Here is a 16,843-nt window from a genome sequence, read left to right on the forward strand (position 1 = left end):
TTATCTGGCGAAAAAAACCAGAAAAAGAAGAGATTAAGTTATGGAATATGGCATCGTTCGTCACGATTGGAAACACGCAGAAGTAAAAGCATTATTTGAAATGCCTTTTAACGACTTACTATTTTATGCTGCGAGCGTTCATCGCAAAAACTTCAAACAAAATGAAGTCCAGATCTCTACTCTTCTGTCTATTAAAACAGGCGCATGTCCAGAAGATTGTAAATACTGTCCACAGTCAGGTCATTATAAAACAGACCTAGAAAGAGAACGACTGATGGAAGTTGAAAAGGTTGTAAACCAAGCAAAGTTGGCAAAAGAAAAGGGCGCAACGCGTTTTTGTATGGGTGCTGCTTGGTCAGATCCAAAAGACAGAGACATGCCATACATTGAAAAAATGGTTAAAGAAGTCAGCGCACTTGGCCTAGAAACATGTATGACGCTAGGTAAGCTAGACAACCAAAAAGCACATGCTTTAAAAGACGCAGGTCTTGATTATTACAATCACAACCTAGATACCTCACCTGAATATTATGAGCAGATCATCACAACACGTACGTATGCAGACCGACTAAACACCATTGATCACGTGCGTGACGCAGGCATGAAGGTTTGTTCTGGTGGTATCGTGGGTATGGGTGAGCAGGCTGCAGACCGTTATGGTTTATTAATGCAGTTAGCAAACTTACCAAAGCAACCAGAAAGTGTGCCAATTAACATGCTAGTTAAAGTAGCAGGTACGCCGCTTGAAGATGTGGATGATTTAGATCATTTTGAGTTCATCCGTACTATTGCTGTGGCACGTATCATGATGCCAGAGAGCTATGTGCGTTTATCAGCAGGTCGTACTGCGATGAATGAGCAAATGCAGTCAATGTGTTTCTTTGCTGGTGCAAACTCGATTTTTTATGGTGATAAGCTACTAACTACAGAAAACCCTGAAGCCGATGCGGATATGAACCTACTTAAAAAGCTAGGTATGAAGCCTGAGACTCGTGAAGACTACTCAGATGAAGCGTATGAAGCGTCTCTTAACTCTGCAATTGCAGACAAAGCAACGTCAGAGCTGTTCTACGAAGCAAAATAAATGGCGTTTGAATTTATAGATCAAGCGCTAGAAGACAAAGCACGTGACGCGCTGCAGCGTCGCCGTACCTGCATAGATAAAGTGTCTGCTCGTCATATCCAAGTTGATGGGCAGCAATACTTAAACTTTGCCAGTAATGATTATTTAGCGCTTGGAGATCAAACTATCTCTGGTGACTTTGTTGCTGGCAGTAAGAGCTCAGCTCTGGTCACTGGATATCAGCGCACCCACAGATTGCTAGAGGCTAAATTATGTGAGCTGCTCGGTTATGAGCGAGCCATACTATTTGCCAGTGGCTTTGGCGCTAATTTTAGTGTGCTCAGCACTTTATTTCATGATAATAAAGCTGGCCAAGATAGTGCTATGTTTCAAGACAAGCTCAATCATGCCAGCCTCATCGATGGTGGGCTGAACAGCAGCGCTAAGTTAGTCAGGTTTAATCACAACGACATGGGTCATTTGCGTGCGCGTTTGGAAAAAACACGAGTCCAAAACAAGCTTATTGTCAGTGAAGGTATTTTCTCAATGGATGGCGATGGTGCGCCGTTGCATGAGCTGAAGTCTTTGGCTGATACCCACAGCGCTTGGTTGATGATTGATGATGCCCACAGTTTCGGTGTGTGCGGTGAAAATGGTTTAGGCTCTGTCGAGTCCGGTGTGAGGCCGGATATTTTAGTGATCACATTCGGTAAGGCCATGGGATGTCAAGGCGCTGCTGTGCTCTCAAGCAAAAAAGTGATTGATTACATGGTACAGTTTAACCGTGAATATACTTACTCAACGGCCATATCACCAGCTTTAGCTGAAATTGCCTCGACGCAGTTATCAAGATTATGTGATAGTCATAATGCTCGTGATTTACTACATCGCCACATTACGCAATTTAAAGCGCTTTGTAGGGATGCAGGTATTCCAGTACAGGCATCAAATAGTGCGATTCAGCCTATTGTTTTGGGTGATGCGCAAAGCACCCTAAATGCGCAGCAAAGCCTTGCACAAAAAGGTATTTGGCTGACTGCAATTAGACCGCCAACGGTGCCACACAATACGGCAAGGTTACGTGTAACACTGACCGCAGCACACCAGCAAGCTGACATCGAATACTTGGTTGAATGCCTCAAGGAGGTAATATGAGTGCGATGTTAAAACTGAATATTGCAGATAAGTTTTCACGCGCGTCTGCTCAATATATCAAGCATGCCAATGTACAACAGCGTTCAGCCGAAATCTTGTTTGCAGGTTTAAACCGTCGCTATAATACAATGTTGGATTTGGGGGCAGGGCCGATGCAACATTGTAGCGTGCTATCTAAAAAGTGCGATACGTTAGTGGCGTTAGACCTGAGCGAAGGCATGCTAAAACAAGGCCCAGCATCTGCCATGAAAGTGTGTGCGGATATGGATGCACTGCCTTTGCAAGCAGAGTCTGTTGAGTGTGTATTTAGCAATTTTGCGATGCAGTGGAGCAGTGACTTACCAACGTTATTTAATCGTCTGAATACCGTGTTAAAGGCTGGTGGCAGTGCGCATTTATCCATTGTTATTGATGGCTCTTTGCGTGAAATTGCTAAAGCTTGGCAGGGTGTAGATGGTCATTGTCATGTAAACCAATTTACGCGATTTGAAGACATACAGCAGATTGCAAGGCAAGCAGGGTTTTCGATCCGGTCGATGAGTAAACGTTGCTTGGTTGATATCTATAATACCCCACGCGAGGCACTTAAGTCGGTAAAAAGCATCGGTGCAAATCAGTTAAATAATACAGATACGCGTCGTGGTTTAGTGGGTAAAGAAAGTTATCAAGCCTTGTTAAAAGCCTATCCACTCGTTGATGGCTTTGCCCATGTTAGTTACGAAGTGGCATTTTTGGAGTTAACAAAATAATGAGTCAGTTTTTTATTACCGGCACAGATACTGAAGTTGGCAAAACCTATGTCACCAGTTTGCTGTTGAAGTACCTTGTATCAAAGAAGAAAAAGGCCCTTGGTTTTAAACCCATTGCCGCCGGTGCAGAAGAGGCGTTTGGCGAGCTGGTCAACGAAGATGCTTTAACTTTAATGGAAGCGGCCAATGTGCACGGCACATATGAACAAATTAACCCGTTTTGCTTTGCCCCGCCAATAGCACCCCATATTGCAGCAAGTCGCGTTGATGTGCATATTTCAAAGCAAGAATTGACCAATAAACTGGCAGATATTTCTACGCTAGGTGCTGAGTTTACCATGGTCGAAGGCGCAGGTGGCTGGGCATTGCCAATCAATGATACAGACTTTCTGTCTACTTGGGTTGCAGAGCAAAACCTACCCGTTATTCTAGTGGTTGGTATGAAGTTAGGTTGTCTAAACCATGCCTTTTTAACGGCCCAAGCCATTGAGGCGTCAGGCGCAAAATGTGTTGGTTGGATTGCTAATCAAATTGACCCAAATATGGCAGAGTATGATGCGAACCTAGAGACGTTAAAACAACGCCTTGATTTTCCGCTTTTGGCTGTCACGCCTTACTCTGAAGAAAAGGCCAAGATGCAAGTGCACTCGGCACTGAATAGTTTACTTGGTGTTTAATAATTTGCCTTTATAAGTAGCCTTTATATCCGTGAAGGTTACTTATAGAAGAATACTTTCCCTACCAATTATTAGTTGTTACATTTAAATAAATTTACTTTTCTATATTTAATTTAAATACTCCACGCTAAATACTACTTCGTTCATATTGAAAATTTTATTATAAGTAAATTCTTTCCATTAGAAGTTAGTTAATGCCTAAACTTTACTACCTGTTTGGTTTTTAATAAATAAAACTACTGAACTATTACAATGCAAGAATCTAAGCTACTAATTTTAATGCGAAAAAATATAGTTCTGAGTTTTTTGGTGTTATTAACTATTTTCTATCAAAAATTCAAAATATGTAATTTAAATTATTTTAAATGTTTATATCCCTCTCAATTTTTGCATTTAATTATAAAAATATTTTGTTACTTATTACTATGTACATAAAATGGGTACGTGTGTTATGTTTTTATTCCTAATTCGTTTCTAGCAGTATGAATACAAAAAGGAAAATGCTATGAAGTATAAATTTGCGCCAATTGGTTTAGCTATTGTGCTAGCATGCCAAGTCAATGCAAACCCAACAGACCGTCAATATGAAAATAGGTGGTTAGACCCAAATGGAGATCCATACCTATCTCTACAATGGAATTTACTCAATGATGGTAGTCTAGATAATACAGTTGCAGGGCACGACTTGAACTTGTGGCAATCTCACCTTTGGGGACATAAGGGCCAAGGCGTGCAAATATCGCTTATTGACACAGGTGTAGATGAGCTTCATTCGGATTTGATCGACAACTTAATTTTTGATCCCAATATTGATTCAACGGAGCCTTGGGCGTCGGCACATGGGACTTATATGGCTGGCTTGATCGCAGCTGTGCAAAACGATATTGGGATCAGAGGCGTCGCTCCAGAAGCAGATGTGATTGTGCACAATAGATTGGGTTCATACATGAGTCGTCATGAGCAGTGGGCTTATCATCGTGGTGTTGGCCTGAAAAATGGCAAAAGCTCGATTGCGCAAAATTCCCGTGTTTTTAATACGAGTTTTGGGGTAACTCCTGTGCATAGTACGCCGTATAACTATGCGTATACAACCACGGATCCTGATACTGGCGAGGCCATTCAGATGGTTAACTTTAGGCTTAGAGACGAGGTGATGGAGCGCATCACACTGTCAACAGAGCAAGACAAACGCACCGCACTTTTTGTTCAGGCTGCGGGAAATGGTCACTTTCGAACATTGATAAATGCGTATGGGCCTAATGGTATAGATACGCCGGGATATCACCATGCAATAAATAATGGCGGCCTCCCATTTCACAATGCAAATAGTGGTCATTTAACTAGTTTTTGGAAAATTAATGTCAGTGGTGTGAGTGCTGATGGTAGGCTAACCAATAGCTCTACTGTGGGTAGTAATATCTTTGTTACTGCGCCCGCAGGTGCAGATCGCAACACGCCAGGTATGGTCACAACAACATTGAGCTGCGATTGGCGTGAGAAATATCAAGGTCGAGAGCAAGTGTGCACGGGTCCTCAGGACTATTACTTTAGCGTAAATGGCACATCGTCTGCGGCAGCAAATGTAACAGGCGCAGTCGCATTGCTAATGTCGGCTGCTGAGCAACAGGGGCATGACTTGTCGGCACGAGATATCAGGCACTTACTGGCCAATACGGCCACTAAAGTAAACCGAGATATGGAAGACATTACGGTGTCTAATGTGGTGGCATTGGAAGGCTGGTCTAGCAATGCTGCGGGTGTTGAGTTTTCGCCTTATTATGGCTTTGGTCTAGTCGATGTTGATAAAGCAGCTGAGCTTATTCGCCGTTATGCCGTTGAAAATTTACCAGCAGATTTTGTAAAAACTCAATGGTTTGGCGAGCACGACATCTTTAGCAAGCCGATTTTAGAAGATATCACACACACAACCACTTCAGAAATTGAAGTGACTGAAGATATGTTTATTGAGGGCGTGCAAGTACGTTTAAGTGCTGAGCATGGCCGTATTACTGATTTAAAAGTAGAGCTAGAATCACCTAGTGGCACTCGTAGCATATTAATGTCGCCAAATAATAATCTGATTGGACAAAATACAGATTATATCGCGCCATCTGAAAAGAGCATACTTGGTTATGACGATCATAAACTACTCAGTTATAAATTCTGGGATGAAAGATCTGTTGGCACATGGAAGTTACATATTACTGATATGAATAATCAACAGCGCACGATAGTCACCGACCCGTTTGGTCAGCCACGCAGCCGCTATACAATTGAGAATAATGCCAAACCGGGCACATTCACCAATTGGTCAATTCGTGTACTTGGCCATACAGAAAAAGTCACTAAGAAAAAGAAATTAAACTAATCTTCAAAGCTATTTTGTTGAGTCACTCCCAAGGGCCGATTTAATGGCCCTTTTTCGTTTGTTACAATAAAAACAAGATATTCAGAACGAGTGGTTTATGAAGGTTTTAGTAACAGGATCTGCCGGACGCGTTGGTCGAGCCATTTATATTCACTTAGCGCGCAGTTATAACGTGAAGGGTTTAGACAACACTCCTTGTTCAACTACAGATTTTATCGGCGATATTCGAGATGAAGCACTTTTATATCTGGCCCTTAAAGGCGTTGATGTGGTTGTGCATACGGCGGCACTCCATGCGCCGCACATCGGTCATGTAAGTGACGAGCTGTTTCATGAAGTGAATGTTGCAGCAACAATAAAACTAGCAGAGCTTGCCAGCGCCAATGGCGTAAAGCAGTTTGTGTTTACAAGTACCACGGCGTTATATGGTCATGCTAGCACGCCGAATGGGCGAGCAGGGTGGGTGACAGAGCAGACAAAACCTTTACCTAAAACCGTCTACCACTATACAAAATTTGCTGCTGAGCAACGACTCGAGGCGATAAGTAATACGCTTGCTTTGCCCGTAACTGTTCTGCAAATGTCGAGATGCTTTCCTGAGCCAGTTGAGAAAATGGCACTGTATCGGCTGAATCGAGGAATAGACTACCGTGATGTGGCCAACGCTCACCGCTGCGCCATTGAAAAGGGGTTACTAGGCTTTAATCGCTTTATTATTTCAGGCAAAACACCGTTTGATCCCAGTTGCTGTGAGCAATTGTTTAACGATTGTGAGGCCGTTTTACGTGCACGATCCCCAAAACTGGTGGCGGTGTTTGAACAGCGTGGTTGGTCTTTACCGCAGCGTTTAGACAGAGTTTATGACTCATCTAAAGCGCAAAATATATTGGGCTGGACTCCAAAGTATGGTTTTGAAGGTGTGATTGACTTGTATGATGACGAATTTGCAGAAGTCCTGCCCAGTAAAAATCAAAGTACAAGCTAATATTTTTGTGATTAAAAAAGCGAGTGACTTGCACTCGCTTATGAAACTTGTGATTAAACCTTTTTGTCAGGAACGCTGGTGACGGACTTTGGCTGCATTTTTTGAAACAGCCAACCCACACCCACCAAGCACAAACCTAAGCCAATGAATGATAAGGCTCTGAGCAGCCCCTCAAGGTTAGACATATCAACCATAAAGGCTTTAAAAATAACCATGGCAAGGCCGATGAAACCAATATTGATTAACTGTTTATGGTTAAAGTGCTGCGCAACAAAAATGGTTGTAGTTGAGATCAGTAACCAGACAATCGAATAGGTGTAAAGCTCCGCTTCTTTTATCTCCAAATGCCAATTTATAAAGCCATTATTATATAAGGTGCGTATTTCACCGTTGACAAACATAAAGCCAAATATCGCCATTGCTATATAAATAAAACGGTTAAACTGTGCTTGGACAAGTTTAAAATGTATAAACCCATACAGGCATAATATAGGTGTAAGCCATTGGATCCACAGCCAGTTTATAAAAAATCCGCCTACGTTTTGGCTGTGTACAAATGGGCTTTCAAACACTGAGAATTGCACATGCATTAGCGTACTTGCACCGACTAAAATGCTGCCACCAATTTTATATAGTTTTTGCAGGTTGTGCGTTAGCTGGCTGCGCCAATAATATACGCCCGCCAGGATTAACCAGTTTAGGGATAACACGACACCTTCTCGATAGCTTAAATTATCAAAGTTAGGATAATCTCCGACTAATAAATAACTGGTTTCGGTGGTGACAAATAGCGCGCATAAGTGAATAAACACCCCCATAAACCAAGTATTGAGTACCCTTGATGGATTATATTTCGCTGAAAACCACACTAAAGCTATCGCAATCGGGTAGACGATGAGTGTCCAATGAATGCTTAAGATGGCTTCATGCTTGTAATCAGCAGCCCAAGGGGCCACAGATAACCGAGTAACCACAACCAATAAAGCTGCTTTGTACAGCCAATCAGGGATCTTAACCTTGTATTTCCAGCTTAAATAGCTCATGGATGCGACTTGAGCCGCTACTGCCAAGGTTAGCGTACTTGCAGATAACAACATGGTCAAACACAGAGTCAGCATGGCATTTGCTAACACTAAATACGTCACGCGCTGTAAAGATATCGATGATTTGGCAGCTGCAAGTGCCGCGCCAGCGGCGATGAGCAGAAGTTCAAACGCCCAAACAGGGTAGAGGGTGGCGTCACTGTCCATAGGCAGAGAAATATAGCTGAAACCAAATAGGCTGAGCGGCACTAACACAAGTAGCAGTAAATAAGCATGGCGAGCCGCATCACGCTTGATCATCAACACGCTGAAGGCCGTACCGAACAATGCAGCGATTTGAATAAACAAATACTTGCCAGTAAATGGATAAAGGATGTCATTAAAATCGACTTTTTGATGCATGGTGCCAAACATAAACAAAGCAAAACACAGCGCCAAATATGGCCAAGTATCAAGAGCACTATGCCTGTAAGCTGAAGCAAAAGCGATGGTAGCGACAATGAAAGCGGCTGCAACCATGTGACTGAGCACGGGTGAAAACATCAGGTAAATGGCGAACAAGAATAGAGTGATAAGGGTAGCGACTTGTTCTTTTCTTGCCATCAATAATGACTTAATGGGCAGAGGGTTATGCATGGTTAAATTAAGCCGCCAGCCAAGTAGGTTTGAGATCACATAAAAATATAGGGTTGCAACTGTGTAAAGGGTAATAGCAGCAAAGTCACCTTTATCACCTAAAACAATGGCACCGATAAACCATATACAATGGCCAACAAAGCTTTGCCACCACAGCCACTTTTGTTTAACGTAATCAGCAACCCATACAGCAGATAAAGACACAAAAGCCACGTACAGTAATAACGCCCCAATATTATTAGAGCCAGTCGAGACAAGCGCCGGTACAGCATACGCACCGATGATCCCAATGCCCGCAAGCACAGGCCCAAAGCGCAGCGCCAAATAGGTTGCGCACAGAGCAATAACAGCTAAAAAGACAAAGGCGAGGTTGGCAGGTAAAAAGTGATAGTGATTAAACGACACCAAAACCATAGCAAAGCAGGTGATTACACCGCCACTGGCAAGCGCCGCAGAGATATAAGGTGTATTCACATTGAGCTTAGTTTTAAAGCGGTTAACCAGTTCAGCACCGGTGATTAAGGCACAGCCAAAAAGAGCGCCTAAAATAACACGTGCTGCGGGTGGCAAAAGGCCTGATTCAATAGAGTATCTAGCGAGGAAAACTCCACCGATAGATAAAACAAATGCACCTAACCAGAAAATACCATTGCCTTTAAGTAGAGTATCTAAATTGAATTCGGGTAGCGTAAATTGCTTTTGTATCGTTTGCTTTGGCGAACTTTTTACGTCTGGCTTTGCTGGGGTAGATAATTGTGGTTGCTCCAGATTGTCAGTCTGCACGGTATTAGATTCTATTGATTCTATTTGTGCTGCTGGATAATCAGTGGAGAGGGGCGCTGAGGCAGACTCGTTCAATGCTTGTTTAAGCTTATCAATTTGCACTGTTTGAAAATCGATGATTTTTTGAAGGTGTGTAACCTTTTTCATGAGTTTGTCTGTACGACTTCGATCTTTAAAAGCAATCACAGCCCCTACAAACACAAACAGATAAAATGCAAAGGAAACTAACTCAGTATCCATACTCTTTCCTTAAAATACTCAAGAGATAAGATGAGTTTGCTTTAAAAACAGATATTTATCAAGTTAAGTGCAAAATACACATTGCGGAGCAATGTTACTTTTGCGCAAGGTGAGGCGAGCAATTTTAGCTGGTGCTGAGTAATACTTTTGCGCAAGGTGAAGTGAGCAATTTTAGCTGGTGCTGAGTAATACTTTTGCGCAAGGTGAGGTGAGCAATTTTAGCTGGTGCTGAGTAATACTTTTGCGCAAGGTGAGGTGAGCAATTTTAGCTGATGCTGAGTAATACTTTTACGTAAGGTGAAGTGAGCAGTTTTAGCTGATGCTGAGTAATACTTTTACGTAAGGTGAAGTGAGCAGTTTTAGCTGGTGCTGAGTAATACTTTTGCGCAAGGTGAGGTGAGCAATTTTAGCTGGTGCTGAGTAATACTTTTACGTAAGGTGAAGTGAGCAGTTTTGCTGGTGCTAATTATTTATCGTTAGTCGCAGGCTCAACATGGATCTCGGAGCAAGTCCGGGACGACGCGTTTGATATTCGTATAACATTTATATTGAGCGAACAGATTAAATAGTTGCCATATTCGTCATCCTGAATTGGCTTCAGGGCCCAGTTTTTAGTGGGTAAATCTTAAAAAGCGCAAGCCTAATCTTTAATCTTACAAAGTGTTAATGACGGTGTGTGTAGTGAGTGTTTTTCTTTTGTGGAAGTTGAAGTGAGCAGTTTTGCTGGTGCTAATTATTTATCGTTAGTCTCAGGCTCAACATGGATCCCGGAGCAAGTCCGGGACGACGCGTTTGTTATTCGTATAACATTCATCTAGAGCGACCAGATTAAATAGTTGCCTTATTTGTCACCCTGAACTGGCTTCAGGGTCCAGTGTTTATGGGCGTTAGTTGCAGGCTCAGCAAGTAGCCCAGAGCGATATATGGACTCCACCACATCTCACATACAGTGTAATGTGGTGTCGACCAAAACAAAGGAGTCCATATATGAATAACCGTAACGTGATTGCACTCGATCTGGCAAAAAATATTATCCAAGTCGCAAAAGTCTCTAAACATGGCGAAATTGTTTTTAATAAAGCACAGTCTCCATCTAAAGTTCGCCAAATACTCGCTAACTCTTCCCCTAGCATTGTGGCAATGGAGGGATGTGGCAGCTTTCATTATTGGGGACGGGTTGCGCAATCCTATGGTCATGAAGTGAGAGGGATGTCTCCGAAACATGTTAAGCCTTATATAAGCAAACAAAAAACAGATGCCAATGATGCTATCGGGATTGCGATTGCTGCTATACAACCAAATATGTCCTTTTCTCCAGTAAAAAATATAGAACAGCAAATTCTCCAAACGCTCACTGTGAGTCGTAAATTTTTAGATAAACAGCTGACACAACTCGGTAATCATATTAGGGCCCTATTTTATGAATATGGCATCACTATTCCTCGCTCCAAGAAAGCATTGAAAAGGGTTTTAACTGAGCGTAATGATTTACCAGAGGTATTATTGCCATTACTTAGTGTCTTAAAAGCTCAGTACCAGCACATAGAGCAATCCCTAAATGATGTCACTAAAAACCTAGAGCTGCTTGTTTCTCAAAATGAGCAATGCCAACGTGTTATTGCGCTTGAAGGTGTAGGTGTTTTAGGCGCAGCGGGGCTAATTGCCAGTTTGAGTCAAACGAAGCATTTTAAAAATGGACGATGTGCTTCAGTATATTTAGGCGTCACCCCAAAACAATTTAGCAGTGGCGGTAAAACTGTGATGCTGGGGATTGATAAATGTGCTGGAGATAAACAGCTAAAGTCCTGTTTATTTTTGGGGGCATTGTCATACATTTCTAATCTGCCGGAAAAGCCCAAGACATTGAAGCAGCAATGGCTGTTAAGGTTAGTTGCTCGTTCAGGTGTAAAGCGAGCTTGTATTGCGCTGGTGAATAAAAATATCAGAACTGCTTGGGCAATGCTAAAACAAGGTACGAATTACCAACCCGCAATGATTTAAAAAACATTTTAAAAAGAGTTCGACAACAATGTAATTAAAAGGTAAGACCAACCTTCTGAAAACCTGTCTGAACTTGAAGTGAGAATACACTAACGAAGCGTTTAGGACAGAAGGTGCGAATAAATCAAAGGTTAGAGAGTAGCGCTCTCAAAAGAAACCGTATATACGCAAGCATCTTTAATTTTAAAAAACATGTTGTCAAACAAGTGGAGTCCATATACAAGTTCAGGATGTCGAGATTAATCGAAAAGCGAATGCAAATAAAATGGCTGTAAAAGTAAGCTTTGAATGGGCCAAATAAATTAAAATTGATAGTAGAAATATTGAAGTTTACAACAGAGTAGAAAATAGAGATTTAATAAAATGGGATATAAAGAAAAGAGAAAAATTTGGTACGACCGAGTGGATTCGAACCACCGACCCCTACCATGTCAAGGTAGTGCTCTAACCAACTGAGCTACGGTCGTACTATAGATGTGTTACTTAACAAAGTTAAGTTGGTACGACCGAGTGGATTCGAACCACCGACCCCCACCATGTCAAGGTGGTGCTCTAACCAACTGAGCTACGGTCGTACTATAGAGAGTTTCTTAATTTAGCTAAAGTTGGTACGACCGAGTGGATTCGAACCACCGACCCCTACCATGTCAAGGTAGTGCTCTAACCAACTGAGCTACGGTCGTATCATAAAAGTGTTTTATAACTTAACTAAATTAAGTTGGTACGACCGAGTGGATTCGAACCACCGACCCCCACCATGTCAAGGTGGTGCTCTAACCAACTGAGCTACGGTCGTACTATGTGCCGTGTTTCTTGGCAACGGCGGCTAATATATAGTGCTCTGCGAAATGGATCAAGTATCTTTGCTAAATTTTTGTTTGTCTGCGGTTTTTTCGATCACAACGGATTAACTTTGCACACTTTGTAGAAATTTTGCCACCAAAAAACATGTTCCTTCGCTGATTGTTTCAACTCTCCAAGTAAAGGTGTAATGACATTAGGGTAGTCGTGTTGACCAAATTTATTCGAAAAAGCCGCAAAGTGAGGCTCGATATCATGTAAACGCTTAGCTAGCTGTGATTGGTAAGCTTGGATATCTTGAATATAAAATTTTTGAAAAACGTTATTGAGCACCTTGGCGCGTTTCTTGTTTTTTCCAGCAGGACAGACCTTGTTATCTAAGTTTAAAGTGCTAAGCCATGCCGTAGTTGTTTGGTTCCACTTAATCTGTGTTCTGGTACTGGTGATTAAGCTCTGAACATAATTATTGTTGTTGAGTTTCTCAAGTGCGGTAGTTAGTGTATCGCCCTTTGCAAGGCTAGGCTCTTGTAATGAATCTATCAAGCTGCTTAGTGTATTTAATGATTCTAATGCACGTATTTCACCTTGGCTGGTTTCGAGCTGGATTTCACTGAATGTCAAAGTAAAAAACTGAGTGAGCTCTTTTTCATGGGTAAATACGTAAGCGAGCATAGGGTAGAGCTGGGCAAGTTTTTCTTGCCTTGCCATGGTCAATGCCTGCCGCACATCATCTGGCGTTTTATCGTTATTAATACAGGCTTGGGCGAGTTGAATAAAGTTCAGACTATATTTAAATTGCTCACTGGGTTTGGCAAGTTTACCTAACTGATTATTGTGGTTTGCGATGTGAGTGGATACTCGACAATGTCCTAATTTGGCAAGATCAATGACGGAAATCGTGTAACTGGACAGTGGTTTATCAGTTGCTGAGTGTGGTAACACACTCAGCTTTTCTATTTGTAACCCGTCGGTATCAAAGACTTTACCTAAGCGCTCGGTATAAGTTTGATTGGTATCACTAGGCTTTGGCGAACACCCCAATAATATAGTGCTAAGTGCTAATAGCAGCAGTTTGCATTTCAACAAGTTTTCTCCTGACAAAATAAATTAGCAGCACTGCGGCTACTGAAAGTCCGACAATGATGCCTACCCAAAAGCCGGTGGGGCCCATTGCTGGCACAATATAATCTGTTTTGGCTAATACGTATCCGAGCGTAAAGCCGATTACCCAATAAGAGATAAACGTGACACCTGTTATTGGCTTTGTGTATCTTAGACCGCGTAAAACACCATTTGCCGATACTTGAAGTGCGTCTGGCAATTGATAAATACACGCTAAAATAATGATACTGGAGGCAAGCATTGCAACTTCTTTATCTTGTGTGTATAACCAGCTTATATCATATCTCACTAAATAGGTTGTCAGTGCGACAATCGCTGCAACGCCTACCGCTAAGATAAAGCTCGTGAACGTGGCATTGACAAGTTTCTCAATGTTATTTTGGCCGCTAATATTACCTATTCGGATCCCTATAGCCATAGACAAGCTCAGTGGTAGCATAAACAAAATCATAGTTACACTTGCTGCAACTTGGTGACCAGATACCGCTACAGCGCCTAAGTCGGCAATAAAAAGTGGGATACACGCAAATAGTGTAACCTCGAAAAAAGTTGCAAACGAGATAGGTAATCCAAGCTTGGTTATCTGTAAAATAGTGTCTTTATGTGGTCGCATAAAGTTACTAATCAGCCATTTTCCTTTGAGCTCTTTACTTTTCAAACTGTAGCATATCTGTGCAATAGCCATTGTCCATATTACGATGCTGGTGGCGACACCACAGCCGGCTCCTCCAAGCGCTGGCATGCCGAGCTTCCCGTAAATGAAGATGTAGTTGGCGACCACATTGATCCCTAGCCCAAGTAAACCGATATAAAAAGCCACTTTTGTGTTTCCCATGCCTTCGGTTACATTTCGATACACTGAGAAGATTAAAAAAGCGACCAGACCATATTTAACATAATCGATATAATCTTGCGCCATGCCTGCAATTTCAGGACTAGTGCCAGTACTGGCAAATAAGTAGGGGGTGAAATAGCTTGCGATAAAGCCAATTGAAGAAAGCATCACAGCTAAATATAAACCTTGCTGAAAATAGCGTTTTATACTGTCTTGGTCATTTGCACCTACACTATGGGCAACCATACTCGTCAGCGCTAAAAGAATTGACTGTAAAGAAAACATTAGTGGATGCAACGCGCCAGTTGCAATGGAGAGAGCAGCTAAATCGTTTGGGCTGACTTGTCCTGCCATCATGGTGTCTACAACTGACATCATGACAAGGGTGACTTGCGCTAACAGAACAGGCGTTGCCAGTCTTATTAATTTTTTGGCTTCCCAGAGTTCAAACTTCATCTTAAAACTCAGCAAATTTTAAAAAATGTATTCTATTGAAGTTTGTTATTTTTATCTACGAAATAAGTGTGTAAATCTGTTTCCGAGTGGGATTACCTTCAGGTAGAATAGCGGCATTATTTTTACCTCGGAAAAAACATGTTTACGGGAATTGTTCAAACTCAGGCATCAGTGGTTAGTGCTTTATTAAATGATGGCGTTATGCGCTTGGTATTATCCGTTGGCAATGAGCATTTGCAGCAGCTAACAATTGGTGCCAGTATCGCCGTGAACGGGTGTTGTTTGACTGTTGTGCATTTTGAGGCCAGTCATTCAGATGTCGTCGGCCAAGTCAGTTTTGATGTGATTGATGAGTCATTAAAGCTGACTAATTTGGGCCAGCTTAGATGTGGTGACAAAGTAAACTTTGAGCGCTCAGTTACTTTTGGCACTGAACTTGGTGGGCACATTGTATCAGGTCATATCCACGATATGGCGACTGTAGAGAGTGTGATCAAAACAGCTGACAACGTTAAGATCAAATTGTTATTAGATGCAGCTTGGGCAAAATACGTGTTTTATAAAGGCTTTATCTCAGTAAACGGCGCAAGTCTGACTGTAGGAGAAGTAGACGAGGATGGTTTCTGGCTACACTTAATTCCAGAGACACTGTCTATTACTAACATTGGGCAGACAAAACGAGGTGATAGGCTCAACATTGAAGTCGACCAGCAAACTTACACCATCGTCAACACTGTTGAGCATTATTTACGTAAAAACACCTTAAGCCCTATGGGCTAAAAAATTTGTTCGTCGTCACTGTCGATGCGTAATTCCAATTTGTTGATTGCTTCGTCTATGTGCATGTTCAAATGAATAGGGTTGCAACATGCGGCGCAATCTTCATAGAAATCCTGATCGCCCTCACTGATGTCTAAATCTACAAATATGTGATGACCACAGTGGGGGCAGCTGATCCGTTGGTTATACAGCTGTTTCATAATATGGCTCCAACAACCGTCTTAAACTCCTTTACTTACTATAGCAGTTTTTGCAATTATTACCGCACCATGACAGCTATTTCAGGATCTGTTCGATCTGTTGTTTGGACTGAATGACATAATCGCCAGCAAAGACATTGGCATGGCAGAGTAAACTATACAATTGATAAATTGACTTACGCTGCTGATAGCCTTTTTCTATTTCATAGACTTCGTTATAGCCTGTGTAAAATGCTTCTGGTAATTGGGCAAAGAGTTCGCTATTAGCTAGATCAACCTCTCTATCACCGTAGTAACAAGCAGGGCAATATACGCTCGGTTTATCGTTTGAAAAGGCAATGTTACCTCGCCAAAAAAAGCCATGTAACAGGGAAGGCTGCACTGGGTGGTTCACTAAAGGTTTGATATACTCGACAAAATCATCAATTTCGACAAGTACAATGCTCTTTTCTTGCAATAATTGCAATTGCCATGCAATTCGTTCTTCTGCAAAAAACACAGACCATTTTTTATGCCATTGATTTGGTTGAGCAAGGCCTAAAAAATAATTGTCTTGTTCGAAGCCAAACATTTCCTGTTCATGCCGATTATGCATCTTTGCGAGTGTTTTACCACATAAATACCAGTCTTCTTTGTCTAGTTGAGAAGGCAGCCACTCATACACACTAAAGCAGTATTCAAGGCTTGACCCTATGGTAATTGGGTCTGCAACTAAGAAATCACTGTCTCGTGTGAGTAAAGCATGATTATCTGCTTCACATTCGTATCGTTCAAGTGCACTGATATGATCAACTTTGACTAAAAAACGGTGCTTATCATTTTCTATTTGGTAGTTTTTGGATTTATGGTTGCTCGGCAGTTGTGTTTTTCGAGTAAATTCAAACTTGTCATGAATCGCTTCACTGATGTACTGGTTTACTAGGTTCCACATAGTTAGCCCGATGGCGTG

13 protein-coding genes and 4 tRNA genes are annotated in these 16,843 nt (G+C 41.8%); 8 read left to right on the plus strand and 9 right to left on the minus strand.

The genetic code is table 11. The features are described 5' to 3' along the window. Positions 1 to 40 precede the first annotated feature (40 nt). The 6 genes from bioB (at position 41) to S4054249_RS09650 (ending at position 6,997) form a co-directional block, all read left to right on the plus strand. The gene (gene bioB / locus S4054249_RS09625) at positions 41 to 1,084 is read left to right on the plus strand and encodes a biotin synthase BioB (RefSeq protein ID WP_039608952.1); all 1,044 of its coding nucleotides are present in this window, start codon (positions 41 to 43) and stop codon (positions 1,082 to 1,084) included. Further along, entirely contained in the window at positions 1,085 to 2,218 is a 1,134-nt protein-coding gene (locus tag S4054249_RS09630; RefSeq protein WP_046355302.1) for an aminotransferase class I/II-fold pyridoxal phosphate-dependent enzyme, read from the plus strand. Continuing rightward, positions 2,215 to 2,967, plus strand: coding sequence for a methyltransferase domain-containing protein (locus S4054249_RS09635; protein ID WP_052960915.1), 753 nt, complete (start codon positions 2,215 to 2,217; stop codon positions 2,965 to 2,967). Before S4054249_RS09630 ends, S4054249_RS09635 begins: the two co-directional genes overlap by 4 nt. Next, positions 2,967 to 3,644 carry a dethiobiotin synthase gene (gene bioD, locus S4054249_RS09640; protein ID WP_046355300.1) on the plus strand — a complete coding sequence of 226 codons (678 nt, stop codon included), beginning with the start codon at positions 2,967 to 2,969 and terminating at the stop codon, positions 3,642 to 3,644. Before S4054249_RS09635 ends, bioD begins: the two co-directional genes overlap by 1 nt. A gap of 505 nt (positions 3,645 to 4,149) precedes the next feature. Continuing rightward, positions 4,150 to 6,012, plus strand: coding sequence for a S8 family serine peptidase (locus S4054249_RS09645; protein WP_046355299.1), 1,863 nt, complete (start codon positions 4,150 to 4,152; stop codon positions 6,010 to 6,012). A 97-nt stretch (positions 6,013 to 6,109) separates the two neighbouring features. Beyond that, entirely contained in the window at positions 6,110 to 6,997 is an 888-nt protein-coding gene (locus tag S4054249_RS09650) for an NAD-dependent epimerase/dehydratase family protein (protein ID WP_046355298.1), read from the plus strand. Between the two features lie 53 nt (positions 6,998 to 7,050). On the opposite strand, the gene S4054249_RS09655 is transcribed toward S4054249_RS09650, so the two are convergent. Further along, positions 7,051 to 9,699, minus strand: coding sequence for a DUF2339 domain-containing protein (locus S4054249_RS09655; protein WP_046355297.1), 2,649 nt, complete (start codon positions 9,697 to 9,699; stop codon positions 7,051 to 7,053). A 987-nt stretch (positions 9,700 to 10,686) separates the two neighbouring features. Between S4054249_RS09655 and S4054249_RS09660 the strand changes: the two genes are divergently transcribed. Beyond that, complete coding sequence (locus S4054249_RS09660; protein ID WP_046358670.1) at positions 10,687 to 11,700, plus strand: IS110 family transposase; 1,014 nt, start codon at positions 10,687 to 10,689, stop codon at positions 11,698 to 11,700. A gap of 390 nt (positions 11,701 to 12,090) precedes the next feature. Here S4054249_RS09660 and S4054249_RS09665 read toward each other — a convergent pair. The 6 genes from S4054249_RS09665 to S4054249_RS09690 form a co-directional block, all read right to left on the minus strand. Beyond that, positions 12,091 to 12,167: transfer RNA gene (locus S4054249_RS09665), tRNA-Val, on the minus strand. A 31-nt stretch (positions 12,168 to 12,198) separates the two neighbouring features. Then, positions 12,199 to 12,275: transfer RNA gene (locus S4054249_RS09670), tRNA-Val, on the minus strand. 31 nt (positions 12,276 to 12,306) lie between these two features. Then, positions 12,307 to 12,383, minus strand: a tRNA-Val gene (locus tag S4054249_RS09675). A gap of 36 nt (positions 12,384 to 12,419) precedes the next feature. Beyond that, positions 12,420 to 12,496 (minus strand) — tRNA-Val (locus S4054249_RS09680). A gap of 101 nt (positions 12,497 to 12,597) precedes the next feature. Then, complete coding sequence (locus tag S4054249_RS09685; RefSeq protein WP_046355256.1) at positions 12,598 to 13,587, minus strand: DUF3080 family protein; 990 nt, start codon at positions 13,585 to 13,587, stop codon at positions 12,598 to 12,600. Continuing rightward, positions 13,553 to 14,914 (minus strand): MATE family efflux transporter, encoded by a 1,362-nt coding sequence (locus S4054249_RS09690; RefSeq protein WP_046355257.1) that lies wholly within the window; start codon positions 14,912 to 14,914, stop codon positions 13,553 to 13,555. The genes S4054249_RS09685 and S4054249_RS09690 overlap by 35 nt, the downstream gene beginning before the upstream one ends. A gap of 138 nt (positions 14,915 to 15,052) precedes the next feature. On the opposite strand from S4054249_RS09690, the gene S4054249_RS09695 reads away from it, so the two are divergent. Further along, complete coding sequence (locus S4054249_RS09695; protein WP_046355258.1) at positions 15,053 to 15,694, plus strand: riboflavin synthase; 642 nt, start codon at positions 15,053 to 15,055, stop codon at positions 15,692 to 15,694. On the opposite strand, the gene S4054249_RS09700 is transcribed toward S4054249_RS09695, so the two are convergent. Both S4054249_RS09700 and S4054249_RS09705 read right to left on the minus strand, forming a co-directional pair. After that, positions 15,691 to 15,894 carry a CPXCG motif-containing cysteine-rich protein gene (locus tag S4054249_RS09700; protein WP_023399951.1) on the minus strand — a complete coding sequence of 68 codons (204 nt, stop codon included), beginning with the start codon at positions 15,892 to 15,894 and terminating at the stop codon, positions 15,691 to 15,693. The genes S4054249_RS09695 and S4054249_RS09700 overlap by 4 nt on opposite strands. Positions 15,895 to 15,970: 76 nt before the next feature. Further along, on the minus strand, positions 15,971 to 16,825 hold the full coding sequence (locus S4054249_RS09705; RefSeq protein ID WP_046355259.1) for a fructosamine kinase family protein: 855 nt from the start codon (positions 16,823 to 16,825) through the stop codon (positions 15,971 to 15,973). Positions 16,826 to 16,843: the final 18 nt, after the last annotated feature.

Source organism: Pseudoalteromonas luteoviolacea (assembly GCF_001750165.1).
In the GTDB taxonomy this organism is placed as follows: Bacteria; Pseudomonadota; Gammaproteobacteria; order Enterobacterales; family Alteromonadaceae; genus Pseudoalteromonas; species Pseudoalteromonas luteoviolacea_G.

Coding starts and splice junctions, on each gene's coding strand:
- bioB (WP_039608952.1), top strand. CDS start 41: ATGGAATATGGCATCGTTCGTCACGATTGGAAACACGCAGAAGTAAAA.
- S4054249_RS09630 (WP_046355302.1), top strand. CDS start 1,085: ATGGCGTTTGAATTTATAGATCAAGCGCTAGAAGACAAAGCACGTGAC.
- S4054249_RS09635 (WP_052960915.1), top strand. CDS start 2,215: ATGAGTGCGATGTTAAAACTGAATATTGCAGATAAGTTTTCACGCGCG.
- bioD (WP_046355300.1), top strand. CDS start 2,967: ATGAGTCAGTTTTTTATTACCGGCACAGATACTGAAGTTGGCAAAACC.
- S4054249_RS09645 (WP_046355299.1), top strand. CDS start 4,150: ATGAAGTATAAATTTGCGCCAATTGGTTTAGCTATTGTGCTAGCATGC.
- S4054249_RS09650 (WP_046355298.1), top strand. CDS start 6,110: ATGAAGGTTTTAGTAACAGGATCTGCCGGACGCGTTGGTCGAGCCATT.
- S4054249_RS09655 (WP_046355297.1), bottom strand. CDS start 9,699: ATGGATACTGAGTTAGTTTCCTTTGCATTTTATCTGTTTGTGTTTGTA.
- S4054249_RS09660 (WP_046358670.1), top strand. CDS start 10,687: ATGAATAACCGTAACGTGATTGCACTCGATCTGGCAAAAAATATTATC.
- S4054249_RS09690 (WP_046355257.1), bottom strand. CDS start 14,914: ATGAAGTTTGAACTCTGGGAAGCCAAAAAATTAATAAGACTGGCAACG.
- S4054249_RS09695 (WP_046355258.1), top strand. CDS start 15,053: ATGTTTACGGGAATTGTTCAAACTCAGGCATCAGTGGTTAGTGCTTTA.
- S4054249_RS09700 (WP_023399951.1), bottom strand. CDS start 15,894: ATGAAACAGCTGTATAACCAACGGATCAGCTGCCCCCACTGTGGTCAT.
- S4054249_RS09705 (WP_046355259.1), bottom strand. CDS start 16,825: ATGTGGAACCTAGTAAACCAGTACATCAGTGAAGCGATTCATGACAAG.